Origin of the sequence: Tropicibacter sp. Alg240-R139 (assembly GCF_900537075.1) — a bacterium.
Classification (GTDB): domain Bacteria; phylum Pseudomonadota; class Alphaproteobacteria; order Rhodobacterales; family Rhodobacteraceae; genus Falsiruegeria.
This window is the reverse complement of sequence record NZ_UNRA01000001.1, coordinates 498,938-524,739: the sequence shown is the minus strand read 5'-3', so window position 1 is coordinate 524,739 and position 25,802 is coordinate 498,938. Positions and strand designations below refer to the sequence as shown.

At 58.8% G+C, this 25,802-nt stretch carries 25 protein-coding genes; 14 read left to right on the top strand and 11 right to left on the bottom strand.

Annotated elements, in window-relative coordinates; translation table 11 throughout:
- Window positions 1-49 precede the first annotated feature (49 nt).
- From G6R15_RS02580 to G6R15_RS02570, 3 genes are all read left to right on the top strand, one after another.
- Window positions 50-1,237 carry an aspartate aminotransferase family protein gene (locus G6R15_RS02580; RefSeq protein ID WP_164658220.1) on the top strand — a complete coding sequence of 396 codons (1,188 nt, stop codon included), beginning with the start codon at window positions 50-52 and terminating at the stop codon, window positions 1,235-1,237.
- 79 nt (window positions 1,238-1,316) lie between these two features.
- Window positions 1,317-2,243: an ornithine carbamoyltransferase gene (gene argF / locus G6R15_RS02575; RefSeq protein ID WP_164658219.1), complete on the top strand. Its 927-nt coding sequence runs from the start codon at window positions 1,317-1,319 to the stop codon at window positions 2,241-2,243.
- Window positions 2,244-2,267: 24 nt separating this feature from the next.
- Complete coding sequence (locus G6R15_RS02570) at window positions 2,268-3,152, top strand: GNAT family N-acetyltransferase (RefSeq protein ID WP_164658218.1); 885 nt, start codon at window positions 2,268-2,270, stop codon at window positions 3,150-3,152.
- Here G6R15_RS02570 and G6R15_RS02565 read toward each other — a convergent pair.
- Window positions 3,142-4,068, bottom strand: coding sequence for a LysR family transcriptional regulator (locus tag G6R15_RS02565; RefSeq protein ID WP_164658217.1), 927 nt, complete (start codon window positions 4,066-4,068; stop codon window positions 3,142-3,144). The two genes, G6R15_RS02570 and G6R15_RS02565, sit on opposite strands and share 11 nt — an antisense overlap.
- Window positions 4,069-4,180: 112 nt before the next feature.
- On the opposite strand from G6R15_RS02565, the gene G6R15_RS02560 reads away from it, so the two are divergent.
- On the top strand, window positions 4,181-5,161 hold the full coding sequence (locus G6R15_RS02560) for a sterol desaturase family protein (protein WP_164658216.1): 981 nt from the start codon (window positions 4,181-4,183) through the stop codon (window positions 5,159-5,161).
- Between the two features lie 145 nt (window positions 5,162-5,306).
- Window positions 5,307-6,275 carry a 2-dehydropantoate 2-reductase gene (locus G6R15_RS02555; RefSeq protein ID WP_164658215.1) on the top strand — a complete coding sequence of 323 codons (969 nt, stop codon included), beginning with the start codon at window positions 5,307-5,309 and terminating at the stop codon, window positions 6,273-6,275.
- Window positions 6,276-6,285: 10 nt separating this feature from the next.
- Here the strand turns inward: G6R15_RS02555 and G6R15_RS02550 are convergent, their stop codons facing one another.
- Window positions 6,286-7,764 (bottom strand): inorganic phosphate transporter, encoded by a 1,479-nt coding sequence (locus G6R15_RS02550; protein ID WP_164658214.1) that lies wholly within the window; start codon window positions 7,762-7,764, stop codon window positions 6,286-6,288.
- Between the two features lie 92 nt (window positions 7,765-7,856).
- A complete protein-coding gene (locus G6R15_RS02545) occupies window positions 7,857-8,315 on the bottom strand; it encodes an NUDIX hydrolase (RefSeq protein WP_164658213.1) in 459 nt (152 codons plus the stop codon).
- Window positions 8,316-8,478: 163 nt separating this feature from the next.
- Here G6R15_RS02545 and gndA point away from each other — a divergent pair, with 163 nt between their 5' ends.
- Both gndA and G6R15_RS02535 read left to right on the top strand, forming a co-directional pair.
- Window positions 8,479-9,870, top strand: coding sequence for an NADP-dependent phosphogluconate dehydrogenase (gndA, locus tag G6R15_RS02540; RefSeq protein ID WP_164658212.1), 1,392 nt, complete (start codon window positions 8,479-8,481; stop codon window positions 9,868-9,870).
- Between the two features lie 9 nt (window positions 9,871-9,879).
- On the top strand, window positions 9,880-10,629 hold the full coding sequence (locus G6R15_RS02535; protein WP_164658211.1) for an SDR family NAD(P)-dependent oxidoreductase: 750 nt from the start codon (window positions 9,880-9,882) through the stop codon (window positions 10,627-10,629).
- A 101-nt stretch (window positions 10,630-10,730) separates the two neighbouring features.
- Here G6R15_RS02535 and hrpB read toward each other — a convergent pair whose 3' ends face one another.
- Both hrpB and G6R15_RS02525 read right to left on the bottom strand, forming a co-directional pair.
- A complete protein-coding gene (hrpB, locus tag G6R15_RS02530; RefSeq protein WP_164658210.1) occupies window positions 10,731-13,181 on the bottom strand; it encodes an ATP-dependent helicase HrpB in 2,451 nt (816 codons plus the stop codon).
- Between the two features lie 32 nt (window positions 13,182-13,213).
- Window positions 13,214-13,930, bottom strand: a complete 717-nt coding sequence (locus tag G6R15_RS02525; protein WP_164658209.1) for a DUF3108 domain-containing protein — start codon at window positions 13,928-13,930, stop codon at window positions 13,214-13,216.
- An 80-nt stretch (window positions 13,931-14,010) separates the two neighbouring features.
- Here G6R15_RS02525 and meaB point away from each other — a divergent pair, with 80 nt between their 5' ends.
- The 4 genes from meaB to G6R15_RS02505 all read left to right on the top strand — a co-directional run bounded on the left by meaB (window position 14,011) and on the right by G6R15_RS02505 (window position 16,541).
- Window positions 14,011-14,988, top strand: a complete 978-nt coding sequence (meaB, locus tag G6R15_RS02520; RefSeq protein ID WP_164658208.1) for a methylmalonyl Co-A mutase-associated GTPase MeaB — start codon at window positions 14,011-14,013, stop codon at window positions 14,986-14,988.
- Between the two features lie 244 nt (window positions 14,989-15,232).
- A complete protein-coding gene (rpmB, locus tag G6R15_RS02515; RefSeq protein ID WP_164658207.1) occupies window positions 15,233-15,520 on the top strand; it encodes a 50S ribosomal protein L28 in 288 nt (95 codons plus the stop codon).
- 76 nt (window positions 15,521-15,596) lie between these two features.
- Window positions 15,597-16,019, top strand: coding sequence for a hypothetical protein (locus tag G6R15_RS02510; protein ID WP_240336647.1), 423 nt, complete (start codon window positions 15,597-15,599; stop codon window positions 16,017-16,019).
- Between the two features lie 45 nt (window positions 16,020-16,064).
- Entirely contained in the window at window positions 16,065-16,541 is a 477-nt protein-coding gene (locus tag G6R15_RS02505; RefSeq protein ID WP_164658206.1) for a copper chaperone PCu(A)C, read from the top strand.
- Window positions 16,542-16,680: 139 nt separating this feature from the next.
- Here G6R15_RS02505 and G6R15_RS02500 read toward each other — a convergent pair whose 3' ends face one another.
- Window positions 16,681-17,376 (bottom strand): NAD-dependent deacylase, encoded by a 696-nt coding sequence (locus tag G6R15_RS02500; protein WP_164658205.1) that lies wholly within the window; start codon window positions 17,374-17,376, stop codon window positions 16,681-16,683.
- Between the two features lie 44 nt (window positions 17,377-17,420).
- Here G6R15_RS02500 and G6R15_RS02495 point away from each other — a divergent pair, with 44 nt between their 5' ends.
- A complete protein-coding gene (locus G6R15_RS02495; RefSeq protein WP_164658204.1) occupies window positions 17,421-17,861 on the top strand; it encodes a low molecular weight protein-tyrosine-phosphatase in 441 nt (146 codons plus the stop codon).
- Between the two features lie 156 nt (window positions 17,862-18,017).
- Here the strand turns inward: G6R15_RS02495 and G6R15_RS02490 are convergent, their stop codons facing one another.
- Entirely contained in the window at window positions 18,018-18,983 is a 966-nt protein-coding gene (locus tag G6R15_RS02490; protein ID WP_164658203.1) for a LysR family transcriptional regulator, read from the bottom strand.
- A gap of 79 nt (window positions 18,984-19,062) precedes the next feature.
- On the opposite strand from G6R15_RS02490, the gene hisD reads away from it, so the two are divergent.
- The gene (hisD, locus tag G6R15_RS02485) at window positions 19,063-20,361 is read left to right on the top strand and encodes a histidinol dehydrogenase (protein ID WP_164658202.1); all 1,299 of its coding nucleotides are present in this window, start codon (window positions 19,063-19,065) and stop codon (window positions 20,359-20,361) included.
- On the opposite strand, the gene G6R15_RS02480 is transcribed toward hisD, so the two are convergent.
- From G6R15_RS02480 to G6R15_RS02465, 4 genes are read right to left on the bottom strand one after another with little or no spacing between them, the layout of a single operon-like run.
- Window positions 20,358-21,020: a glutathione S-transferase family protein gene (locus tag G6R15_RS02480; protein ID WP_164658201.1), complete on the bottom strand. Its 663-nt coding sequence runs from the start codon at window positions 21,018-21,020 to the stop codon at window positions 20,358-20,360. The genes hisD and G6R15_RS02480 overlap by 4 nt on opposite strands.
- A 2-nt stretch (window positions 21,021-21,022) precedes the next feature.
- A complete protein-coding gene (locus G6R15_RS02475; protein ID WP_164658200.1) occupies window positions 21,023-21,340 on the bottom strand; it encodes a hypothetical protein in 318 nt (105 codons plus the stop codon).
- A 49-nt stretch (window positions 21,341-21,389) separates the two neighbouring features.
- The gene (locus G6R15_RS02470) at window positions 21,390-22,502 is read right to left on the bottom strand and encodes a Hint domain-containing protein (RefSeq protein WP_164658199.1); all 1,113 of its coding nucleotides are present in this window, start codon (window positions 22,500-22,502) and stop codon (window positions 21,390-21,392) included.
- A gap of 23 nt (window positions 22,503-22,525) precedes the next feature.
- Complete coding sequence (locus G6R15_RS02465) at window positions 22,526-23,860, bottom strand: hypothetical protein (protein WP_164658198.1); 1,335 nt, start codon at window positions 23,858-23,860, stop codon at window positions 22,526-22,528.
- A 123-nt stretch (window positions 23,861-23,983) separates the two neighbouring features.
- On the opposite strand from G6R15_RS02465, the gene lepA reads away from it, so the two are divergent.
- Window positions 23,984-25,798 (top strand): translation elongation factor 4, encoded by a 1,815-nt coding sequence (gene lepA, locus G6R15_RS02460; protein WP_164658197.1) that lies wholly within the window; start codon window positions 23,984-23,986, stop codon window positions 25,796-25,798.
- Window positions 25,799-25,802 lie beyond the last annotated feature (4 nt).

Here is a 25,802-nt window from a genome sequence, read left to right as displayed (position 1 = left end):
CCATGTGATGCACTCATCGGGCTTCAACTCTTCGAAAAGGATGATCCAGATGATCCCGTCCGTTCTGCCGACCTATAATCGTGCGCCCCTTCAGTTTGTGAAGGGCGAAGGCGCTTGGCTGATCGAGGCGGATGGCCGACGTTTTCTGGATCTGGGCGCAGGCATCGCCGTGAACGCGCTGGGCCATGCGCATCCGGCATTGGTGCAGGCCCTGACAGATCAGGCGCAGAACCTGTGGCATGTCTCGAACTTGTACGAGATCCCGCAACAGCAAGCACTGGCCGACAAGCTGGTGGAACATACATTTGCTGACACGGTGTTCTTCACCAACTCTGGGACTGAATCCTGCGAACTGGCAGTGAAGATGGCGCGCAAATACTTCTACGACAAAGAGCAGCCGGAAAAAGTCGAGATCATCACCTTTGATGGCTCGTTCCATGGTCGGTCGTCCGCAGGCATCGCCGCCGCCGGGTCCGAAAAGATGACCAAAGGTTTTGGCCCACTGTTGGGTGGCTTTGTTCACCTGACTTTTGGTGATCTGGACGGCGTGACCAATGCCATCACCGAGAATACGGCCGCAATTATGATCGAACCTGTTCAGGGCGAGGGGGGCATTCGCCCTGTGCCTGACGCTGAACTCAAGGCGCTGCGTCAAATCTGCGAAGATAACGATCTGCTCTTGATACTGGACGAGGTGCAATGCGGCGTGGGTCGGACAGGCAAGCTTTTTGCTCACGAATGGGCGGGCATCGCGCCCGACATCATGATGGTGGCCAAGGGCATCGGGGGCGGCTTCCCACTGGGGGCTGTTTTGGCCACTGAAGAGGCTGCATCTGGCATGGTCGCGGGCACCCACGGCTCTACCTACGGCGGCAACCCGCTGGGTTGTGCTGTTGGTTGCGCTGTCATGGATCATGTAGCCGAACCAGAGTTTCTGGCCGAGGTGAACCGAAAATCAGGTCTGCTGCGTCAAAAGCTCGAAGGGGTGATCGCCGAACACCCCGAAGTGTTCGAAGAGGTGCGCGGATCCGGCTTGATGCTGGGCCTCAAATGCAAGGCGAGCAACATCGAAGTGGTGAACGCAGGCTATGACAACCAAGTCGTCACGGTTCCTGCCGCCGACAACGTGATCCGCCTGTTGCCGCCGCTGACATTGACCGAGGACGACATCGCCGAGGCCGCAAGCCGCCTCGGTGCCGCCGCCAAACAGGTCGAAAGCCAGCTGGCAACCGCCTGATCTTCTTCTTGCTGAAAATATCCTCGGGGGTCCGGGGGCAGACAGCCCCCGGCGACCGATAGCCAAAAGCGATACCGACATGAACCACTTCCTAGACATCCACAAAACCGATGCCGCTGAGTTGCGCGGCATCATTGACCAAGCTGCCAAGACCAAGGCCGCGCGGGCTGGCCAACCCAAGGCGGCCCTTGACGACGAGTTGCCGCTCAAAGACCGTATGGTTGCGCTTATCTTTGAAAAGCCGTCGACCCGGACGCGGGTGTCCTTTGATGTCGGTGTGCGCCAGATGGGCGGGCAAACCATGGTGCTGTCGGGCAAGGACATGCAGCTTGGTCATGGCGAGACCATCGCCGATACCGCCCGCGTGCTGTCGCGCTATGTCGACATGATCATGATCCGCACCTTTGATGAAACGGTGCTGACCGAGATGGCGGAATACGCCAGCGTACCTGTGATCAATGGCCTGACCGATCGAACCCACCCCTGTCAGATCATGGCTGACGTTCTTACGTTCGAGGAACATCGCGGCCCCATCGCTGGCAAAAAGGTGGTTTGGACCGGCGATGGCAACAATGTCTGCGCGTCCTTCCTACATGCTGCCGGTCAATTTGGATTTGACCTGACCTTCACCGGCCCTGCGCAGTTGGATCCGGAAGAAGAATTTATGGGTTTTGCGCGCCAGAAGGGATCCACTGTCCAGGTTGAGCGTGATGCGTTCAAAGCCGTTGAAGGGGCCGACCTCGTGGTGGCTGATACATGGGTGTCGATGCATGATGCGCAATCCGCCAAGGAACGTCGCCACAACATGCTACGGCCCTATCAGGTTAACGCCGAGCTTATGTCGCACGCCAAACCAGATGCTTTGTTCATGCACTGCCTGCCGGCACACCGCGAGGAAGAGGCGACATCCGAAGTGATGGACGGGCCGAACTCAGTGATCTTCGACGAGGCCGAAAACCGTCTGCATGCGCAAAAGGCCATCATGCGCTGGTGTTTGGGCGCTTAACCGAACCGGACCAAGGATAACATCATGACTGTGCAGCTCGTGCTGAACGCGCTGCCGGGAACCTATGCGGTGACCCGGCGCGCGCCCGAAACTCCTGTGCCTGATTGGGTGCAGGGGGAGGGGCTGGTGAGTGTCACTCAAGCCCCCGATGAAACATCGATCCTGTGCCTTGAGGCCCGCGTGCCTGTTACCGAACAATGCTCGGGTGGATGGCACGCCGTACAGGTGTCGAACCTGGTCGATTTGGACGTGCCCGGTGTTGTGTTGACGGCGGTGCAGCCGATTTCTCGGGCCGGTTTGGGCGCTTTCGTCACCTCGACGTTTGATCGCGACTATCTGTTGGTGCGCAAGAGGGAAGCCTATGCCGCGCAAGCTGCCTGGATCGCTACAGGGCATCACTATTGCACCGCCGCCGTTACCTATCGTTTGGCAACGTCGGCGGATAACGAAGCTCTGGCGCAGGTCCATTTTGAAACTTGGCAAGAAACCTATGCCAAGATCGCCCCACCCCAGGTGCGTCTCGCGTTGAACCTGGCCCATCGCAAAAGGTATTGGCAAACCCGCCTTGAGGGCCCCGCGCAAGCGCTGGTGGCCGAGATGGATGGGCGTATCGTCGGGTTGTGTGCACTTTCAGACTGCGCGGGTGAGATTGATCACCTTTATGTGGTAAAATCCGCCCGTGGGTCCGGGATCGGAGCCCATCTTTTGCGGCTGTCTCAGAGACTGTCGAGCCGGGCGGGCAATACGCAGGTGACATTGGCGGTCGTCAAGGAAAATACGCAGGCCGTTGGGTTTTATGCGGTTCAGGGCGGCGATATCGTGGCCGAGAAGCAGGACACAGGACCCCTTTGGAAATCAGACAATCTGATCTTTCGTTGGTCCTGGGCGACATCGGCAATTACAGCGTGATCAATTCTCGTGCCTCAGGTCCGGTGAACCAGTCGTGCAGCCGGTCCTGAAACACTTGCACCAACCGGCGCGGCGTTCCGGCAGCGCGCCCTGTTACCAAGTGCAAGGGGTCTCCATCCGTCAGGGGGAGGGTTCGCAGTATGTCGCCGCCATAGCTCTGCTGGGTGCGCGGGCGCATGTTCAACACGGCCACACCCGCACCCGCGCCGACCAAAGAGCGCACCATCTCGACGCTCGTGCAGGTTGCCACGACGTGAGGTGTGACCTCGGCAGCGCGCAACAAACGGCGGACATAGGCACCGGCCACAGGCAAGTCGAGCAAAACGAGGGGGGTGTCATGCAGATCGCGCAAACTCAACTCTGATCGAGCACTTAGCGCGTGACCCTTAGGAGCAAGGACATAGGGCGGCAGATCCATCAGCGAGCGTGTTTCCACCCCGGCCAACAACTCATCTCCGGCAAACAAAGCCACATCGAGCGTGCCATCCAAAAGCCCTGATTGCGCCGTGATATTGTCGCATTCTTGCAGGCTAAAGTTCAATTCTGAGGTGTTATCAGTCAAATTTCGCAAAATATGCGGCAAAAATGCAGGGGCGATGGGGGCGTAGTAGCCAATATGCAGTGTGCCACGCAAACCTTGGCTCAACGCATATCCTTGCTGCATGACGTCAGAATAGTCCTCAATCAGCGGTCTGATCCGCGCGGCCAACGCTCGCCCGGCCGGCGTCGCCGTGATGCCACGGGCCCGTGCACGAACAACAAGCGTTGCGCCGAATTCGGCCTCGACCCGGTCGATCGCTGCGGCCACGGCCGATGGCGCAACGTTCAACACTTCAGCCGCGCCTGTGATGGAACCGCAGTCGACAGCGACCATGTAGGCCCGCAGCAATCTAAGTGACAGGCGAAGATCGTCCAAATTATTCTTCCTCAGAAAAGCAGATGTATTTGATCAATTGGTTCTGTTTTTCAGGGGTATGTGAAAGTGACAGATTAGGTCAACATAATTGAGCAAGCTACAGGGGCCCGCCATGTCAGAACCATCAAAGCTGCCCGGCTGGGCGTACATCCCCGACGTGCCAATCGCGGTTTCGCCGTTCTTTAGTTGGCCACCAAACCCCGCGCGCATGGCGCATTGGCTGGCGGTGCGATGGTTGGGGTTGGCCGAAAACGTATTGGTCTTACTCATTGCCTACGTCAGCTGGACCTGGCTAACCCCTGCGTTAGAGCGGATGGAAGTGCTGGCTTTGGATTGGATCGGCCTGATCTGGCTGCGAAATTTGGCGCTGATGGTGTTGGTGGCAGGGGGGCTGCATCTGTTCTTTTTCCGTGCCCGCAAGCAAGGCGAAAAGCTCAAGTTTGATCCTCGCCCCCTGGCAGGCAAAGGCAAACAGTTCACCTTTGCCAATCAGGTGCATGACAACATGTTCTGGACCTTGGTAAGCGGGGTCGGGTGCTGGACGTTTTTCGAGGTGGTGATGTTTTATGGTATGGCCAATGGCTGGGTTCCGATGTTGATGCCGTCAGAAAACCCAGTTCTGTTTGTGCTCTTCTTCCTGCTGACGCCAGTCTGGATCTCGTTCCATTTCTACTGGATCCACCGCGCGCTGCATTGGGGGCCGCTCTATCGGCTGGCGCACGCGCTGCACCACCGCAACGTCAATGTTGGCCCCTGGTCTGGCTTGTCGATGCACCCGGTCGAGGCGTTTTTCTTCTTCACTTCGATTCTGATCCATTTTGTGGTGCCAGCCCATCCACTGCACATCCTGTTCCATCTGCAACATCAGGGGCTGACGGCAGCAACGTCGCACACAGGGTTCGAAAGTTTGCTGGTCCAGGATCGCAAGACGCTGGCGCTTGGGACGTTTCACCACCAGATGCACCACCGATACTTCGAGGTGAATTACGGCAATTTGGAAATGCCCTGGGACAAGTGGTTTGGGTCTTTTCACGACGGGACACCCGAGGCCCACACACGCCTGAAGGAGCGCAGACAAAGACGGGCGGGCTGACAGCAGAGTCGGGCAGTGCCTGGTCCAAGGCCGCAATGGTTTGCCACGGTGTGAAGCATCTGCAAGAAATTCAGGGGCCCTGTCGTGTGGTCACGGTTGCGTCTCTCTTTGAGCGATCGCAAGATCAACTGAAGGGGAGTGGGAAATGCGGATCGTGATTGCAGGGGCCGGAAGTATCGGCTGTTTCACAGGCGGGCTGTTGGCCGCTGCGGGCAAGGATGTCACACTATTGGGGCGCGCCCGCATTCTTGATCAGATCCGGGCGCAAGGCCTGACAGTTACTGATTTTTCAGGTGTTCGGCAGGCAGTTCCATCCGAGCGGTTGGGATTGAGTGACGAGCCTGCTTGCTTCGCTCAAGCTGATCTGGTGATTGTGACGGTCAAATCCGGTGCAACGCGGGAAATTGCGCGATTGATCGCGGAACATGCGTCGGCGACCGTGCCAGTCGTTTCCTGGCAGAACGGGATCGAAAACGTCGCCGTTTTGCGCAACATTTTACATGACCACGATGTGCGCGCAGGTATGGTGCCATTTAATGTTGTCCCTTCCGAGACGGGATTTCATCGCGCAACATCGGGCGACATCGTGATCGAACAAGGGGCTGGTGAATTGGGAGAGGCGCTGTCTGTCCCGCATCTGTCCGTGACCGAAAGCCCCCGGATCAAGGCGGTGCAGTGGGGCAAGCTGGTAATCAACCTTAATAATGCTCTCAACGCTTTGAGCGGTTTGACCTTGCAAGAACAGCTTTTGGATCGCAATTGGCGGCGGGTAATGGCGGATCAGATGGCCGAAGCTCTAGGTGTATTGCGACGCTCGGGCATCGAAGTCGCCTCGACTACACCTTTGCCCGCGTGGATGACGCCGCATATTCTGCGCTTGCCGACGCCGCTGTTCAGCCGGATCGCGGCCAAAATGCTGACGATTGACCCATCTGCGCGCACCTCAATGGCTTATGATCTGATGGCAGGGCGTCCGACCGAAATCGACAGTCTCCAGGGCGAAATCATACGCTTGGGAGATCAGGCTGGTATTGCCACCCCGATCTGCAGCAGGGTGGCCAATCTGATCGAAACCGCAAAAGCACCGGTCTCTGCATCCGAAATCAAGGGCTAGCCAACACAGCTCACAGCATCAGCGACAACAGCCAGAAGATGCTGGCCGACATAAGCGCGGCGGCTGGCACAGTGATGATCCAAGCTGCAATGATCGTCATGAAGTGAGACCGGCGAACCAGCTTGCGACGGCGGCGTTCTTCACGCGCGATGCGTTTTTCTTCGGGGCGGTTTGCGTTGGATTTCTGCAAGCGCCGCTCCATGTGCCATTCGCGGTAGAAGCCGACGCCAAACACACCACCGACAGCGATATGTGTGGAGCTGACCGGCAGCCCCAACCAACTTGCAACGATCACCGTGATGGCGGCAGACAAGGCCACGCAGTAGGCGCGCATCGGGTTTAGTTTGGTGATTTGGCTGCCCACCATGCGGATCAGTTTGGGGCCAAACAGGAACAAGCCGAACGAAATGCCGAAGGCGCCGATCACCATGACCCAGGTCGGGATCGTCACTTTGGCGGCAAAATCGCCGAACTCGGTCGCATGCACGATGGCCGCCAGCGGGCCAACGGCATTGGCCACATCATTGGCGCCATGGGCGAAGCTGAGCAGAGCAGCAGAGACCACAAGTGGCAGGCCAAAGAGGGTTTTGACTGATTTGTTACGGTTTTCCAGCCCTTCGGATTGACGGCGGATCAGCGGCACGCAGACCGCCCAGACCGCCAAGCCACCGAACAAGCCGATCAGTAAGGCGATTTCCAATTCAATTTTGACGATTCGCTTGAGCCCCTTGACCGCCAGATAGGCCGAAAAGGCCCCAGCCATCACACCCACAAGGATCGGAACCCAGCGGCGTGAAGCGGCGATCTTGTCTTCTTGGTACAGGATGCGTGCCTTGATCAATGCCAGAAATGCGGCTGCAATCGCCCCGCCGAGCACCGGCGATATCACCCAGCTGGCGGCGATCTTGCTCATTGTGGGCCAGCTCACTGCAGCCATGCCAGCCGCAGCAACGCCCGCCCCCATGACACCGCCGACAACCGAATGCGTGGTGGATACCGGTGCACCGACCCATGTAGCCAGATTGACCCACAGCGCCGATGAAATCAGCGCAGCCATCATGGCCCAGATGAAGATTTCGCTGTTTTTCATACCCGAGGGGTCGATGATCCCCTTGGAAATGGTCGAAACAACATCCCCACCAGCAAGCAAGGCCCCCGCGCTTTCGGCGATGGCGGCAATTGCGATGGCACCGCCCATGGTAAGAGCATTGGCGCCGACCGCAGGTCCCATGTTGTTGGCAACGTCGTTGGCACCGATGTTGATCGCCATATAGGCACCGAAAGCTGCGGCCAAAGCAATAATCAGGCTTCCAGAAGTGGTGCCAAAGGCCAGCATTGCGACAAGGGCGGCGATCACCATGAACGCCAGCGCGATCCCAGGCCCGACCATCGGCCGTGCAACGTAGGCCGTCGCGACTTCGACCCGTGAAATCCGGTTCAAGTCACGATCAAGCGTGGTCCATTTGTTGCTGTTTTCCGCGTCTGCCATCTCTTCCGCCGTCTTTTCAGGTCATAGCGCGGGCAAGTAGAGGCTGTGTTCCGTCAAAGCAAGAGAGTAGTCATGAAACAGTCGTGAGCGTGTTACAAATCCCGCAGGATGTCTTGCAATTGTGGTTCCCGAACCAAGTTTGCGGCCTCAGAGGCCGACATCCAGCAGCGCTTGCGTTCACTGACCTCTGGATACTCCTCAGACAGTTCCGACACCGCAATCTGGTAAACTTGGGTTTCGACCGGTTCTGATGTGCCGTTGTCTAAAACTTTGTCGTAATTGTACCTGCCGACCGGTTCTTTCTGGACTTTGGCCTCTTTCACGCCCGCTTCTTCCCAAGCTTCCTGAAGCGCGGTTTCAGGTCCGTTCAACCCATCAATCGGCCAACCCTTGGGGACAATCCACCGTCCGGTTCCCCGGCTGGTGATCATCAGAACCTCTTGCCCGTCCTTGCCGTCTCTCAGGCACAAGGCAGCCACTTGGACGCGCTTGGGGCGGAGAAACAGGGGGCGGACAACCTCCTGCCAGGTTTTTTCAAAGACATTTGTCATGGGTCGCGCTCGATCTGGCCGCATTGTGTCACGGCTGTTGCAAACAAATATAAGGAATGTAGCAATACTTACAATGACCAACAGGTTAACATGTTTTTCTTTGCCTTGCACCCGTGTCCGGGATGTCGCAACCTTGCCGAGGTGATCAGTTACGAGGCGGTGCATGACGCGAACACAGGCGCGGGTCGGGGTCTATGGGTTGGGTACGATGGGCAGCGCCTTGGCGTTGAACATGGCCGAACAGGGCATTCATGTCGCAATCAGCAACCGAGAGAGTGATTGGATCGCCCCTTTTCTGGCCGAGGCCGGAGAACTGGCAATTCGGATCACCGGCGCTGTTGAGCTGGCAGAGTTTGTGGACGCTGTGGCGCAGCCCAGAGTGATCATCTTGATGATCCCCTCGGGTGCGCCGGTCGACGCGATGATCAAGCGGTTGATCCCTCTGCTGGGCGAAGAAGACACCGTTGTTGACGCGGGCAATGCCGATTTCATTGACACGCGCCGCCGCACAGCCGAGGCCGCAGGCATTCACTTTGTCGGCATGGGCGTGTCGGGTGGAGAAGATGGTGCGCGCCATGGCCCGTCGATGATGGTTGGCGGATCTGATCACAGTTGGCAGCAACTCCAGCCGATCCTTGAGCCGATTGCTGCCCGGTTTAAGCACGATCCTTGTGTCGCCCATGTGGGACCTGATGGGGCGGGGCATTTCGTCAAGACAGTGCACAACGGTATCGAATATGCGGACATGCAGATGATTGCCGAGATCTATGGCTTGCTGCGGGACGGGCAGGGCTGGGAGGCCCCCCGGATTGGTGCGCTGTTTTCGGACTGGGCCAAGGGTAAGCTCGCGTCTTTTTTGGTCGAAACCACGGCCAAGGTACTGCAGGTCACTGACCCAAATAGCGGTCACCCTTTGGTCGATATGATCCGGGATCAGGCCGGGCAAAAAGGCACCGGTCGTTGGACGGTAATCGAGGCCCTAAAACTTGGTCAGTCAGCCAGCGCGATCGAAGCCGCTGTCGGCGCACGCGCCTGGTCGTCCACCAAATCCGCGCGGTTGGCGGCGGCAACGCAGTTTCCTGGAGCGGAACAGGTCGATCTTGATCCGGCGTCACTTGAAAATGCGCTCTTTGCGGGACGCGTACTCGCACATTTGCAGGGGTTCGAGGTCTTGCGCGCGGCGTCGGCCGAGTTTGATTGGTCGCTGGATCTGGCGCGGATTGCCGAGATTTGGCGAGCGGGCTGCATCATCCGCTCCAACCTGCTGGATGATTTGGCACCGCTTTTGCGACAAGCACCTGAGCGGCCGGTTTTGCTGGCGGATGGGATGGCCGATTTGCTGTTGCCTGCGATCCCCGACTTGCGGCAGGTGGTTGGCGCAGCGGTGGCCGCAGGTTTGCCGGTTCCGGCCTTGTCAGCAGGGCTGGCGTGGTTTGATACGGCGCGCCAAGGCACAGGCACGGCAAATCTGATCCAGGCGCAGCGGGATGCTTTTGGTGTGCACGGGTTTGAGCGCACAGACGTGCCGGGCAAACATCATGGGGATTGGGGATAAGGACGCGCGATGAAAACTGCATTGGTGACAGGGGCCGCACGTGGCATTGGCCTGGCAACAGCTCGTCAACTGACACAACAAGATTGGCGTGTGATTATGCTCGACCGTGATGTCGAGGCGCTGACCGCGGCCGTTCAGCGTGTCGAGAGGGCCGTGGCTTGCGAAGCGGATGTGTCCGATCCCGACGATGCCAGCCGCGTGGCTGAATGGTTGGGGGCCGAGTTTGGGCACTTAGATGGGTTGGTGAACAATGCGGGTGTGGCCGACTTTGGCCCGATCCGCGAAACCAGTTTCGAGCGTTGGAAAACGGTCATGGCGACCAATCTGGATGGTCCGTTTCTGATGACACAGGCCTTGACCAGTTTACTGGCTGACGGGGACGGAGGAGCGGTCGTCAACATCACTTCGATTTCTGGTTTGCGGGCCTCGACCCTGCGGGTGGCTTATGGCACGTCCAAAGCGGGGCTTGCGCAGCTGACCTTGCAACAGGCAGTAGAGCTGGGAGAGCTTGGCATTCGCGTTAACGCCGTGGCACCGGGGCCGGTGGACACCAAGCTTGCGCTGGCGGTGCATACGCCAGATATCCGTGCGGCCTATCACGACGCTGTCCCGCTTAACCGCTATGGAAGCGAGGATGAGATCGCCGCAGCTATCACCTTTCTTCTCAGCGATAAGGCGAGCTTTATCACCGGCCAGATCCTTGCGGCGGATGGTGGGTTTCAAGCGACGGGTATTGGCTTGCCCAGCTTACGCTCGTAGCGCTCCCGCCCGGTTTGCATGCATTGAAAATGCACGCAAACCCGTTGGGCCGGGCAGCGCGCTTTACGCGCTGCGGTCGCGCTAGACGGCTGATGTCGTGGCTATTTTCTGCGTTTCGCGCGCAAAGTCGGGTCTTCTTGTGTTGGGTCTTCGGGCCAGGGGTGTTTGGGATATTGCGCGCGCATGTCCTTGCGTACATCCGCATATGAGCCCGTCCAGAACCCCGGCAGGTCGCGGGTGATCTGGATCGGGCGCTGCGCGGGTGACAGAAGCGTGATCTTCAAGGGCACCCCACCGCTGGTGGGGTGGCGGGTCATGCCGAACATTTCTTGCAGACGGACCTGGATTTCTGGGTTGCCTTCGATGTCATAGTCGATTGCGATCCTGCGACCCAAAGGCGTTGTGAACTTCGACGGCACCAAACGGTCCAGAGTTTGCGACTGATCCCAACTGAGCGCCGCTTGCAGCGCCGGCAACGGGTCAAATCGCTTCCAATCCTCGGCACTGCGCACGCCGGTGAGCATCGGTAACAGCCAATCGTCCAGCGTTGCCATCAACCCCGCAAACGAGAAATCCGGCATCACGGCACCATCTGCGCGGGCTAGTTCGACCCGTGCCGCCAGCCGTGCGGCGGCCCCGTCAAGACGCAACCCAAGGTCGCGCACCCCGTCCAGCATGGCCAAGGAGGCTGCATCAGGCGGTGCATCTTTCCAGATGCGATCATCAAGTGCGATGGATCCGAAACACTCGCGCTTGCGCGCGGTCACCCGGCGTTCGCGTTTGGACCATTCGCAGTGATCCGTCCAAGTGATCTGATCTGAAAAAAGATCCCGGATCTCACTCTCGGCGATCCGCGCTGCCAACCGTAGACGTGCCTCGCGCGGGTTGCCGTCGGTGTTGAGCGCCACGATGAGCGGCGCTGCGGCCAATGTATCGCTGTCCTGCATTACCGCGCCCTTGCCGCCCGATAGGACATAGCGCGCCGCATCACCCTTGCGGCGCTGCCCAATACGGTCCGGATAGGCCAGTGCAGCCATCGCCGCTGTTGACAAGTCGGCGCGTTGGACCCGTGTCAGGGTGCGCAGGCGCTTGGTTTCGGTCCTGATGCGATCAACCACACCGAAGTTCACCTGATAAGATCGCTTGCGTTGAAACGCCTTTGGATCGCGCAATGCCTCTAGCCGCAACGCCAGGTCTGTGGGCGCTCCGCGCAAAGGGTCGCGTTCTGCCAGAAGGGCGGCCAAAGGGGCTGCGTCCCTCCCTGCGGTCACTAACATATGCGCCAGGCGTGGATGCAGCGGCAGGGCAGCCAGAGCTCGCCCGTGATCCGTCATCCGATGTGCGCCGTCCAACGCCCCGAGCATCTGCAGGAGCGTGCGGGCCTCGGCCAACGCCCCTTCGGGCGGGGGTGTCAAGAACGCCAGTTCAGATGCGTCCGCGCCCCAAAGCGCCAGTTCCAAAGCCAACCCGGTCAGGTCTGCGGCTTCGATCTCGGCAGGAGGGAAGGCGAACAGCGCGCCTTCTTCGCCTTTTGTCCACAAACGATAGCAGACACCGGCGGCCACACGACCCGCACGGCCTGCGCGTTGCGTGGCTTCGGCCCGTGTCACCCGCTCGGTGACCAGTCGTGACATACCCGAACCGGGATCAAACCGCGCGCGGCGGGCCTGTCCCATGTCCACCACGACTCGGATATCCGGAATGGTAAGCGAGGTTTCCGCGATGGAGGTTGCCAGCACAATCTTGCGGCCCGATTTCACCGGGGTGATAGCGGCGCGCTGATCGGCAAACGGCATTGCGCCAAACAGGGCGCACACGACGCAATCGCCGGACAAGCGTCCATTTAAGGCCCCTTCGGCACGCCGAATTTCACCCTCGCCGGGTAGAAATACCAGAATGCTGCCACCTTCGCCGCGGGTGTCCCGTTCGGCCTGCACCACCAGATCCACCAGCGCGTCCAGCCTTCGCGATTTGGGCGGCAGCGGGCGTTCGAGCCATCGGGTTTCAACGGGAAAACTGCGCCCTTGCGAAGTCACCAGTGGCGCAGCCATCAACTCCGCCACCGGCCCGGCATTCAAGGTCGCGGACATGGCCATCAACATCAAGTCATCACGCAGCGCCTCTGCAACCTCAAGGCTCAGAGCCAGCCCGAGATCAGCATTCAAAGAGCGCTCGTGGAACTCATCGAACAAGATCGCACTGACACCTGGCAAATCGGGTTCGGACTGTAGCATGCGGGTCAGGATGCCTTCGGTCACGACCTCGATTCGGGTGTTTTTTGTGGTTTTGGAGTCGCCTCTGATCCGGTAGCCAACCGTCTGCCCCACGGGCTCTCCCAAGGTCTGCGCCATGCGCTCAGCGGCGGCGCGCGCGGCCAGACGGCGGGGCTCCAGCATGATGATCCGCCCTTCACACAGACCCGCCTCCAACATGGCAAGGGGCACGCGTGTGGTTTTGCCCGCACCAGGGGGGGCCTGCAACACGGCGCGGCCTGTGCGGCGCAGAGCGTCGATCAGGTCGGGAAGGGTGTCTTCGATGGGGAGCTTGCTCATGTCCGCCTTATCGCCAAAGCAGGCGGCCGCGTCTAGCGCCGGGTCAGAATGGCGGTGCCGCGTGAACTGGTCACGCGCACCTCGTGCACCCGCATCAGAGATCCGACGGGAACATAGACGAGTTCGTAGTTGGACTCACGGCCTTGTTGCAGCTGTTTGGGTGAATATCCACCCAAGCGCCGGAATTGCCCTGTACAGATCACATGGCTACCGTCGTCCCTACGCCCACTGAAAAAGGCAATCGTGCGGCGTGCACCGTCAAAGATTGGCTGATTGAGCTGGCACAGGCCCGCACGTGGCTGGTCCCGCAAAGCAATGAACATGGCAGTCAGCGGGTCGACTGTGTCCGATTGTTTGGCGGCATCCAGAGCCTCGGCCTCTTCGGTGCCAAGCTTGCCGCCGGTCAAAACCGGAATACCCGATGCATAATCTATCTGAGCTGAAGATCTGCGTCGCCCAGTCTGGACTTGTTCGGTGTAGCGGGACGGGGCAAAGATGTCGCCGGATTTATACCCGCTGACCGACATCGTGAACCAGATGCGACCTAGCTGTTTGACGAGGCCCGTCGTTTCGAAACCCCCTTTCACGTCATAAGTGCGTTGGCTGTCTCGCCCCGAAACGTGAAACTCTCCGACCTTTACGCCCCAGGCCCGCACATCAAAGTGCGCGTCTGTGTCGGCAGAGTGCGCGGAAGTGGCCCCGAAAGAGAGCAGGGCTGTCAGGACAAAGGCAATGCGGCGAAGAAGCATGTTGTGAAACCATCTCAAACTCTGGACAAAGCAATCCGCTCTGCGTCAAGTAGCGTTAAATCGGAAAGGGTCGAACCACCATGGACATCGCACAGCTGGGTGACAGGATTCTGACAGGCGATCGCCGGGCTTTGGCGCGCGCGATCACGCTGGTCGAAAGTGGGCGGGATGACCACCGCACCCAAGCCTCGGCTTTGTTAGAGCGGTTGAATGGCGCACGACGACAGGCCATGCGGATTGGCCTGTCGGGAACGCCAGGGGTGGGCAAGTCTACTTTCATCGAAGCCTTCGGTATGCATTTGGTTGAGCTGGGGTTGCGAGTCGCAGTGCTGGCCGTTGACCCCAGTTCATCCCGTTCGGGCGGCTCGATCCTGGGTGACAAAACCCGCATGGAGCGTCTGAGCCGTGAGCGTAACGCATTCATTCGCCCGTCCCCCAGTCAGACCCATTTGGGCGGTGTGGCGCGGCGCACACGTGAGGCAGTGGCATTGTGTGAAGCGGCTGGATTTGACGTGGTGCTGATCGAAACCGTGGGTGTCGGTCAGTCCGAAACGGTCGTGGCTGAGATGTCGGATTTGTTCCTGCTGCTACTGGCGCCTGCAGGTGGGGATGAACTGCAGGGAGTCAAGCGCGGCATCATGGAAATGGCTGATCTGATTCTCGTCAATAAGGCTGATGGTGATTTGAAGCCGGCGGCCACACGCACTTGTGCTGATTACGCTGGCGCTTTGCGCCTGTTGCGTAAACGACCGCAGGACCCACAAGAATTTCCCAAAGCGATGATGGTCTCGGCGCTGCAAGAGGATGGGTTGGTTATCGCTTGGGACGAGATGCAGGCGCTGATCACCTGGCGCAAAGAAAACGGATTCTGGGACGCGACTCGCGCCAATCAGGCCCGTTACTGGTTCGACCAAGAGGTGCGGCAGACCCTGCTGGCCCGGTTGGACACGCCAGAAGCGCGGTCGCAGATGGACAGTCTCGCCGAGGGTGTGGCGCGGGGGGAGTTGGGGCCCGCGGTGGCTGCAAAACGGATGTTGCAGTCGCTTTCGTCTGCCTAAGCGTGCGTCCAGTTCTTCTCAAACTCGTTAACGCGGTCGCTCAAGGTGTAGCTTGAACTGGGTCACCTTTACGTTTCTGGACCGGGTAAGGCAGACAAAGACAAAGAATCCGTGACAGCTGTCTTGACCATCCCAGCGATTCCTCCTAAATGCATCCAACCAGTTTTCGGGCGTGTCTGCGGATTGCGCCCCTTGTGATTTGGCTGCGGGTCACACCGAGCCTCCAGAGACAAAGGAAGAAACCATGTCGCGCCGTTGCGAACTGACCGGAAAAGGCCCGATGACTGGCAACAATGTCAGCCACGCCAAAAATAGAACTCGTCGTCGGTTTCTGCCGAACCTGAACGACGTTACCCTGCAGTCGGAAACCCTGGGTCGCGGTGTCAAGCTGCGCATTTCGGCGGCTGCTCTGCGCTCGGTCGATCACCGTGGTGGTCTGGACGCGTTCCTGGCAAAAGCCAAGGATGATGAGCTGTCCACAGCCGCGTTGAAAGTGAAGAAAGAGATCGCCAAGGCGCAAGCCGCAGCCTGATCGCTTCACACGCATTTCGGATTTCAGGAAAGCCCTGCACTTAGCGTGCGGGGTTTTTCTTTTGCGAAACCAGCGGTTGCGTCATGAGGTTGCAGGCGCGGGTTTCAGCTTGCGGCGCAATTCGTCCGCTGCCTATATCGCCGATAAGATGAGAGCCACGATCCGCATATATCTAGCACTTGGGCTGAGTTTTCTGGTCGTTCTGACCGGGCAAGGCCTGGCCGCTTCGCGGGGGATGACTGCGGCCGTTGGGCATATGGTGATCTGTACAGGGACTGGACCTGTCGTCGTTATGGTTGACGAAGACGGTCAGCCCACAAAGGCACCGGCCTATTGTCCCGATTATGCTCTGGCGTTGCTGGGCGCGGTTATGCCCGAAGACGTGGTCGCGATTCCACAAATGCCTCTTGGGCCGCCCGCTTTGGCACGTTTCCGCGGCGCGCTGATTTCTTCTCTGCTCTTGCCGCCTCTGGCTCGGGCGCCGCCCGTGACTGTCTGACACCCAACTTCCTTTCAGACGGATCAAACATACAGGAGAGAAGACATGCGCTTCACCAAACCTCTCGTTGCGGCAGTGACCGCCATCACCTTTGCAACATCCAGCTTTGCCGCCGAGTCGATCATGGTAAAAGACGCCTATGCGCGTTCGGCCACCAAAACAGCCAAAACAGGCGCGGCTTTCATGATGATCATGAACCACGGGGCCGAGGATGACCGGCTGGTCGATGTCAAATCAGATGCGGCTGCACGGGTTGAATTGCATACCCATAACGAAAACTCCGATGGCGTCATGCAGATGCTGCATGTGAAAGAGGGTTTTGCCATTCCGGCAGGCGAAATGCATGGGCTGCAGCGTGGCGGTGATCACGTGATGTTCATGGGGCTAAAGGCGCCCTTTGCCCAGGGTGACATGATTCCAGTGACATTGGTGTTCGAAAAGGCCGGTGAGGTCGAGATCGAAGTGCCAGTTGATCTGGAGCGCAAGCCGCAGGCTAGTGCGCATGGTGGGCACGGCAACTGACAAACCTAGAGGTGGAGCTCCCGCCCGTCGTCGATGTTTCTGACGAAACATCTCCTCCCGTTGGGCCCGGCGCCGCGCTTTGCGCGGCGCGTCACCGCGAAACGCAAGTTTAACCGCGACAAAGAACCGGCGCGGGCGTTTACCGTTTCCCCAGCAAAGCGTCGACCCAGGCCGGAACCGTTTCACTGGCTGGTCCGAACCGGGTCTCATCAAAGTTGGATACCACCGCTGAAGGGGCCAGGTTCAGCTCGACCGTGAGTGCACCCGCCGCGATGGCCTCGTGGACGAAAGCCGCTGCTGGATAGACCTGACCCGACGTTCCGATCGCAGCAAAGATGTCAGCCTTGGCCAAGTGGTCATAGATCTGGTCCATGAAGTACGGCGTCTCGCCAAACCATACTACATCGGGGCGACCTGAAGGCGCCCCACAGTCCGTGCAAGGTTCACCCACTTTCATGTCGTCCGGCGCAGCCCAGCGATGACCACAGCTGGCGCAGAGCGCGCCTGCGAGCGTTCCGTGCATGTGCAAAACATCACGGGCACCGCCAGCTTCATGAAGCCCGTCGACGTTTTGGGTCACGATCACCACATCACCGGGCCAGTCTCGTTGCAGTGCTGCCAATGCCCGGTGAGCGGCATTTGGTTGGACCTGTGCGGCCTGCGCCCGCCGTGCATTGTAAAACCCTTGCACCAAGCCTGGGTTGCGCGCAAAGCCTTCGGGGGTGGCCACGTCCTCGATCCGGTGTTGTGACCAGAGGCCGCCTTCATCCCGAAAGGTGCCGAGCCCGCTTTCAGCTGAAATTCCTGCGCCGGTCAGAATGACGATCTTTTCCATACCCGTTCCAATCCCTAAACCTATTGGATCAAAGGAGCCCGACGATGTCTCACCGAATCCTCTTTGTCTGCCTTGGTAATATCTGCCGTTCCCCCGCCGCCGAAGGGGTTTTTCGCGCGTTGATGCCTGGGGTTGCGACCGACAGTGCCGGAACAGCAAATTGGCATATGGGTAAACCGCCTTATGGTCTGATGCAGGCTGCTGCACGGGAAAGGGGGCTTGAGATCGCCGATATGCGTGCTCGACAGTTTCAAGCAGAGGACTTTGACCGTTTCGATTTGATTGTCGGAATGGATGCAGAGAACATCCAGAATATCGAAGATATGCGCCCCGCAGGCAATGACACGCCGGTGCGCGTCCTTACAGATTACATCGATGATGCTCGCATCGATCACGTGCCTGACCCATACTACACCCGCGATTTCGATGGGACACTGGATCTGATCGAGCGTGCGGCAGAGGGTTTGAAACGCAGCATTACTTAAGCAAAGCAAAAACAAACATCTGCTGATCAGGAAACTGCTGTTGCGTCTCTTGCGGGACGGGCGGTGCGTGGGATTTATGCTGAGCATCCCATCGCCATTTGCAACAGGATCGTTCCCGAAATGCCTCTGCTCTGCGTCAGACCGCGCCTCGCCTGCTCAGCTGTCGATGACGCGCAGCTGCGTGTTGAGCCACGGCAGCTTGGCCACCGCCGGGTCGATCATCTGGCTTTGCACCAAACGTCGCATCGTCTGGGCAACATCACGTGGCACCCGGTCGGCCCAATCAGCCCCGGCAAAAAGCGAGATGGTGCGCGAGAAAGAGGCAAAAGGCAGCGGGATAGCGTCGATCTGATCGTGGAAGCGTGCGGCCCGCATGTACCCCAGCGGCGTTGTCACAGACCAACCCACCCGGCGGGCCACCATCGCGATCAGCGCCAGGTGCGAGCCGATCTCGAACCGTTCTTCGAACATCAGTTTTTGCCGAGCCAGATGCGCCTCGATCTGGCGGCTGATCAGCTGTTCGCGGGCATACCGCAGCAATGGCAATCCCTGCAGGGCCTGCATGACGTCGCCACCTTCGGGGACATAGCTCTTGGGCACAACCAACAGGAACGGATCGCGTACCAGTGGGTACTCGACGACGCCGTCATGCATCTCTCCGGTGGTGGCAGCGACTGCAATGTGCAACCGTTGCGCCTGCATTGCTTCGCTGATTTCGTGACTGGGGGCGGTGATCAATTTGAACCGGCATTTGGTGAGGCTGTCGGCCAGGATCGTAACCAGGCGCGGCGTCAGGTCATTGTCGAAATCGTCGATCAGACCGATGGACAACGTGCTCAGATGGGTCAGGTCCATCACCGTCAATTCACTCTGCGCCAGCCGAAGTTCGGACAGGACAGCCTCGGTCCGAGCCAGAAACGAGCGGCCTGCGGGCGTCACCACCATCGGGCGTTTGCCATGGTCAACAAGGTCGGTGCCAAGCGCCCTTTCCAAGTTGCGCAGCTGCTGGCTGACGGCCGGTTGACTCAGGCCGGTCAGGTCCGAGGCTTGCGCCACCGATCCCGTTTTAGCGAGCGCCTCGAACACCTCGAGACCGCGCAACGTCACCCCTTTCATCAGCATTTGGTAGACCCTCACAGTTTTGCCTTTTGTGAAACTATGCGGCCAATTGGTCAAGCTTTGAACTGACAGGACATCCACTATGGTTGAATATCTGAAATCCGCTCCCGGCCTTCCGCCTCAATCTTCTGGCGATACAACTGACACTGTCCAGATCATGCTGGCTCGTCTGAAAACGGGCAAGGAGGACGCGGTGCGCGAATACTCGGCCAAGCTGGATGGGTGGGACGGTGACATTGTCGTTAGTCCTGAGCAGGTTGAACGCGCGTCTTTGCTGGTTCCGGAAACGCTCAAGGCAGAAATCCGCTATGCTTATGACAACATCCGTCGTTTTGCCGAGGCTCAGAGGGCGTCCGCGATGGATTTCGAAACCGAATTGCGCCCTGGCCTGATCGCGGGACAGCGACAGATCCCGCTTAACGCGGCGGGTTGTTATGTGCCAGGCGGGCGCTATGCGCATATTGCATCGGCGCTGATGACTATCACTACGGCGCGTGCGGCGGGTGTTCCCAACATCACCGCCTGTTCACCTCCGCGTCCGGGGCAGGGGGTTCATCCTGCGATCCTGTACGCGATGTCCCTCTCGGGGGCTGACCGCATCCTGGCCTTGGGCGGTGTGCAAGGTGTGGCGGCGATGGCCTTTGGCCTGTTTGGGGCACCTGAAGCGGACATTCTGGTCGGACCTGGCAATCAATTCGTGGCCGAAGCCAAGCGGCAGCTTTTTGGTCCTGTGGGGATTGATATGTTTGCGGGGCCGACGGATTCTTTGGTGATCGCAGATAAAACCGCTGATGCCCTGACTGTTGCCTGGGATTTGGTCGGGCAGGCCGAGCATGGGTACAACTCGCCTGTCTGGTTGGTTCTCGACGATGCAGAGCTGGCAGCAAAGGTGCAGGCACATATACCGGCATGCATCGCCGAGTTACCTGAACCCAACCGGTCCAGTGCGCAGGCAGCTTGGGACGCTTTGGGAGAGATACTCCTGTGCGAAAACCGCGAAGAGATGGCGCAGATGGCTGATCACTATGCGCCCGAGCATCTGCACGTGCAGGCCGCTGATCTGGACTGGTGGCGTAATCGTCTGAACGCGTATGGATCCTTGTTTTTGGGCGCCAACACCACGGTGGCATTTGGTGACAAGGCCAGCGGTCCGAACCATGTTCTGCCGACCTCAGGGGCTGCGCGCTACACAGGCGGGTTGAGTGTGCATAAATACCTCAAGACAGTGACCTGGCAGCGGGTCGAGGACGAGGCGCTGCCCGCGTTGGCCCGCGCCACAGCAGCCATCTCGCGGGCCGAAGGGATGGAAGGACACGCCCGCACGGCCGACATCCGACTGGAGAGGGTGCAATCCCCATTGCAGGCGGTGGTCAACAGTTAGACAGAATAATTCGGCAGGGGATCGGTGTCTCGCAGAAAATCAAGAGCAGACACCCGTTCCCACCAGTAAGACAGTGCGGGATAGGTGCTTAGCGCGCGCGAGCCTTCACGGGCGCGGCTGAAATAGTCGACCATCGGGGCCAGATGGCAATCAGCAAGCGTCAACTTTGAACTCGCCAAGATGACGCGTTCTGTGGCGATCTCTTCCAGAGCGGCCAATACCGGTGTCGCAGCTTGCAAACCTTCGGCGACAGTGCTTTCGATCGATTCCTCGCCGACAAACGGATGAAACACCCGCTGAGCGAAAACTTGCCGGATCATGGGCCAATACCCGTAAGTGTCGATGATCGAGATGACTTGCATGACGCGTGCCCGGGCCAGAGCATCACCGGGCATCAGAGATGACCCGTTCCGAATCGCGTCCAAATAGCTGCAGATCGCGGCGGTTTCATACAAGGTCACCGCGCCATGCCTGAGGACGGGCACGCGCCCAAAAGGGTGCGGATGTGTATCGACGTTTTGGGTGAACGGATCGAAGTCGTCGAACTTGTACGGTGTGGATGTCAGATGCAACGCGCCCCGAACGATCCAAGTGTAGACTGAGTAGCGATACCCGATCAGTGTAAAAGGGGCTGCGTGCGTGTCAGCAGAGCCGCCCAAGCTCACTTACAGACGGCCTGGACCAATTGGCCAAATGCCTGATAACGCTCCCAAAGAGCGTCATCGCTGGCTGTTTGCGACATCTTGAGCTCCTGGGCTTGATGCGGGTCCGAGAACCACTTGGCCACCGTGCGTCGATCACTGCGGCTCAACGCGTCGTTGGCAACTTTTTGGATGCATCCGCAGCGCGACGGCGTGGCCGCAGCGCGATCTGATGCAACACAGGCGCGCTTGATAACGCCATTGGCCGCAAGTGACGCGGTTGCGGTCGCAACAGTAAATGTCCCTGCGCACAGCAGAGCCGTCAGATAGTACTTCATGTCATTGCCTCGGTCGTTCGTGCAGGGTCTGGTGCCCCGATCTGAATTTTCACGCACTATGGCGCAAGCTATTGTCTGGATCAATCTTGGCGATTTCACGAAACAGTATGGCTGCTTCGTGCCGCTTGAGGTTGGGATATGTCAGCCGATATGGAGCAGGGTCGATGCCCGCCAATTCGGGGAAGAAATGCAAGGTCTCTGACGTGGTCGCGCTGGTCTGCGGAAACGCGTCAGGAATGTATAGGCTTTCTGTCGCGACGCCGTTGGCTTGAATTACGTCGTGGGTTTCAAGCAGAAGATGGAAAAATTCGACACCGCCACCCTGTGCAAGCCGGGCCAGACCCGCATCCACCAGATACAGAGCGGGTACCCAAGTCTTAGGCGATCCGAACAGTAATTCGGCGACAGGGTGCGAAATTAGGATGCGATGTTGCTGCGATACACGCAGGGGGCGGTTGGCCCCCAAAACCCCAAGCGGAATTTCAACCGGAGCAAACCGGCCCACCGCAATTGCAGCGCGCCCTCCAGCCCATTTAACGCGTGCCATACGGCCCGTTTCGGTCCAGACGCGATCACCAGCATCTAGGGTTTCGATCTGACGTAACCCTGATGGGGTGTCGATCAAAGTGCCTCGTACAAAGCAGATCGGCGTGGCGTATTCGCTGCTTTCGAAATTGGGCCCTTCCTGGGCGTTGACTACCGTGAGAGGCACGCCGACTGGCGGAAACCCGCCCGGTCCGCCAACAAAGGCCAGCCCCTCGATCGTGCCAAACGAGGGGCTGGAGTTGTTCACGTTGACGCCAACAACCTGATAGAAATTCACCCCATCAGTGAGTGTCAGCCCATACTCGGCCTCGATCCGGGTGTTGTCCGAATAGATGACTCCATCAATGGCCTGATCGCCATCCAGCCGTTGGTTGCCATCATTGTCGCGAAAATCGGTATCAGACCCACCATCGCGGATCTGAACCTCTTGCCAGGCGTCCGAGTTCAGCGTGATCGACAACCCCACCAGATGCGAGCCATCGCCCTGGGTCACGCCATCCAGCTGCCCGCCACCCGAGATCGTCATCTGCGATTCACCGAGGGTGAAGATCGAATAGTTTGCCATATGTGCCTCAAATCGTCCGCGTTCAAACACGCGAATCGTATTGAACAGCATAATATCCGTTCATCTTGGCAATATTAAGGTGAGGACTTCAGTAGGAAGCCCAGTAAAGTCAGAGCTTTGGCGAAAGGTCGCCGTTTATTGATCCGTGGCAATGGAGCGCTGCCACGCTCGGCTCTGGCGACTTTATCGGAAAGGCCCGAAGAATAAGGTGAAGGGCTGACATCCCCAAACAGCTGTTCGCGTTTCAACATGAGGTTTTCTCCGCGTTCCTTAAGCGTCGCGTCATCGCCGGACAAAAGGAACAGCCCGCTCACAATCGCTCCGTAGAGTTTCCAGTCGCCCAGGCTTTTGGCGCAGTGCTCTTTGAACGTGTTGGTGAAGGTGGCGGGCTGGTTCCTAAGCGCCTTGTCCAGCGCGGCCTCTAGCGCAACGACCTTAGCGTTCAGCCGCCCGACCTCGGCGCGCAGAGCGTCTTCTACATCTGTATTCGGTGCAGGGTTGCCCAGTTTGGACGAGATGCGGGCCAGAATGGCAGGCAGTTCGACCAAAGGGGCAAAGGCTTCGGGGACTTCGTTGTAGCCAAACTGATGAAACTGCGCCTGCGCGCCTTCGATTCGAAACGACAGGCTAGAAAGAGCAGGGGAAATCGTTGCCGCGTTGGTGATAAGCCGTGTGGTTGAGGTTGGCTCCAACTCTGGGAAGCGCTGGGGCGGGGGCGTGGCGGTGCGCCTGTAGTCTCCTTGGATATCACGAATTTTGTCGGCCACCGCATTGGTCCCGCTGTCCCAGATCGCTTCGTCAATCAGCGCGACCCGGCGTTGCAGTTCCCAATCAATGGGAGTGCCATTGAGAAACCCCTGATACCAATCTAACCAAAACAAGTGGCTCTCGTCGTTATATTTTTTCAACCAAGGTTGGCGGATTAAGGTTTCGTAGCGTTGCGCTTCATCTGACCAAAGCGAGCGATTGAAAGCTTCGTCAAAGGATCCATTGTGATACTCTTCAGTATCACTTAGCCACGATATGAACGGATTCTGTGCCTGTTGAATAACATCTAGTGCCGATGGAGGCTCTGACTGCGTTGCGCTGGCAAAGGCTGCCAGTTTAAGTGCGGAGTTCACCGACTCTACGATCGCAAAGTCGTAGGATGTGTAGTCATGTGCAAGCGGGAAGTGCGCCCAGTCGTGAGCATTGGTAACGCCCAATTTTTGACATACGAATTCGAGTTCCTTGTTTGGGGTGCGAGTGTAAGCAAGTGATGTAATCAGCGAACGACCCGCAATGAGTGGTAATGTAGGCCAACTACACGGCCACGCACGAATAGTTGCGCGGGTCGCAATGGCGGTTTGGGTTTCGCGGTTCTGAGAAATCACCCATTCTTCGAATGCTTCGCGGTTAGTCTTGGGCATAGTACTCCCCGTTTCGGAATTTGGTTGATGCTATGGCACCGCAATTTTGTGGAGTTGATTGAGCTTATTTTGGAGAGTCGCGCCCACTTGACCAAACCGCGAATCCAAATCATACGCCTCACCATGACTGACCTCGCTCATATCCGCAATTTCTCCATCGTCGCCCACATCGACCATGGCAAATCCACCCTTGCTGACCGGCTCATCCAAGAGACCGGGACGGTCAAGGACCGCGACATGAAGGAACAGCTGCTCGACAGCATGGACATCGAACGCGAGCGGGGCATCACGATCAAGGCCAACACCGTCCGCATCGATTACACCGCCGACAACGGCGAGGCCTATGTACTGAACCTGATCGACACTCCCGGTCACGTCGATTTCGCCTACGAGGTCTCCCGCTCCATGCGTGCGGTCGAAGGCTCGCTTTTGGTGGTCGACAGCTCGCAAGGGGTCGAGGCGCAGACGCTGGCCAATGTCTATCACGCGCTGGATGCCGATCACGAGATCGTCCCGGTACTCAACAAGATCGACCTGCCCGCATCCGATTGTGACCGCGTGGCCGAGCAGATCGAGGATGTGATCGGCATCGACGCGTCCGAGGCCATTCAGGTCAGCGCCAAGACCGGGCAGGGCATCCACGAAACGCTGGAGTCCATCGTCACACATCTGCCCGCCCCCCAAGGCACGCTGGACGCGCCGCTCAAGGCGATGCTGGTGGACAGCTGGTATGACGCCTATCTGGGCGTGATCGTTCTGGTCCGCATCATCGACGGCACTCTGAAAAAGGGGATGCGGGTCAAGTTCATGTCCAACAACACCCTGCACCACGTCGACCGCGTTGGCGTCTTCCGCCCCGAGATGGAGATGATCGACAGCCTCGGTCCCGGAGAGATCGGGTTCCTCACCGCCTCGATCAAGCAGGTGCGCGACACACGTGTGGGCGACACCATCACCAATGACCGCAACGGCACCGAAGTGGCGTTGGATGGCTTCAAGCCCGCGCAGCCGGTGGTGTTCTGTGGTCTCTTCCCGGTGGATTCATCCGAATTCGAAGACCTGCGCGAAGCCATCGACAAACTGGCCCTGAACGACGCCAGCTTCTCGTTCGAGATGGAAACCTCTGCCGCGCTTGGCTTTGGCTTCCGCTGCGGTTTCCTGGGCCTCTTGCACCTCGAGGTCATCCGCGACCGGATCGAGCGTGAATATGACATCGAACTGATCACCACCGCGCCGTCGGTGATCTATCACGTCTTCATGAAAGGCAAAGATGGAGAGCCAGGCGAAAAGATCGACCTGCACAACCCCGCCGACATGCCCGACATGTCCAAGGTCGACCACATCCAGGAACCGCGCATCAAGGCGACGATCCTGGTGCCGGACGAATATCTGGGCGACGTGCTGAAACTGTGTCAGGACCGCCGGGGCATTCAGGAAAACCTGACCTATGCGGGCACCCGCGCGATGGTGGTCTATGACCTGCCGCTGAACGAGGTGGTGTTCGACTTTTACGACCGCTTGAAATCGGTGACCAAGGGCTATGCCTCGTTCGACTATCAGATGACCGGGTACCGCGAGGATAATCTGGTCAAAATGTCGGTGCTGGTGAACGACGAGCCCGTGGACGCGCTGTCGATGATGGTCCACCGCGACCGGGCCGAGATGCGGGGCCGGGCGATGTGCGAAAAGCTCAAGGACCTCATTCCCCGCCACATGTTCAAAATCCCGATCCAGGCGGCCATCGGCGGCAAGGTCATCGCGCGCGAGACCCTGTCCGCGCTGCGCAAGGACGTGACGGCGAAGTGTTATGGCGGCGACGCGACCCGGAAGAAGAAACTGCTCGAGAAGCAGAAGGCGGGTAAAAAGAAGATGCGCCAGTTCGGGAAGGTAGACATCCCGCAGGAGGCGTTCATCTCGGCTTTGAAGATGGACAGCTGAGGCT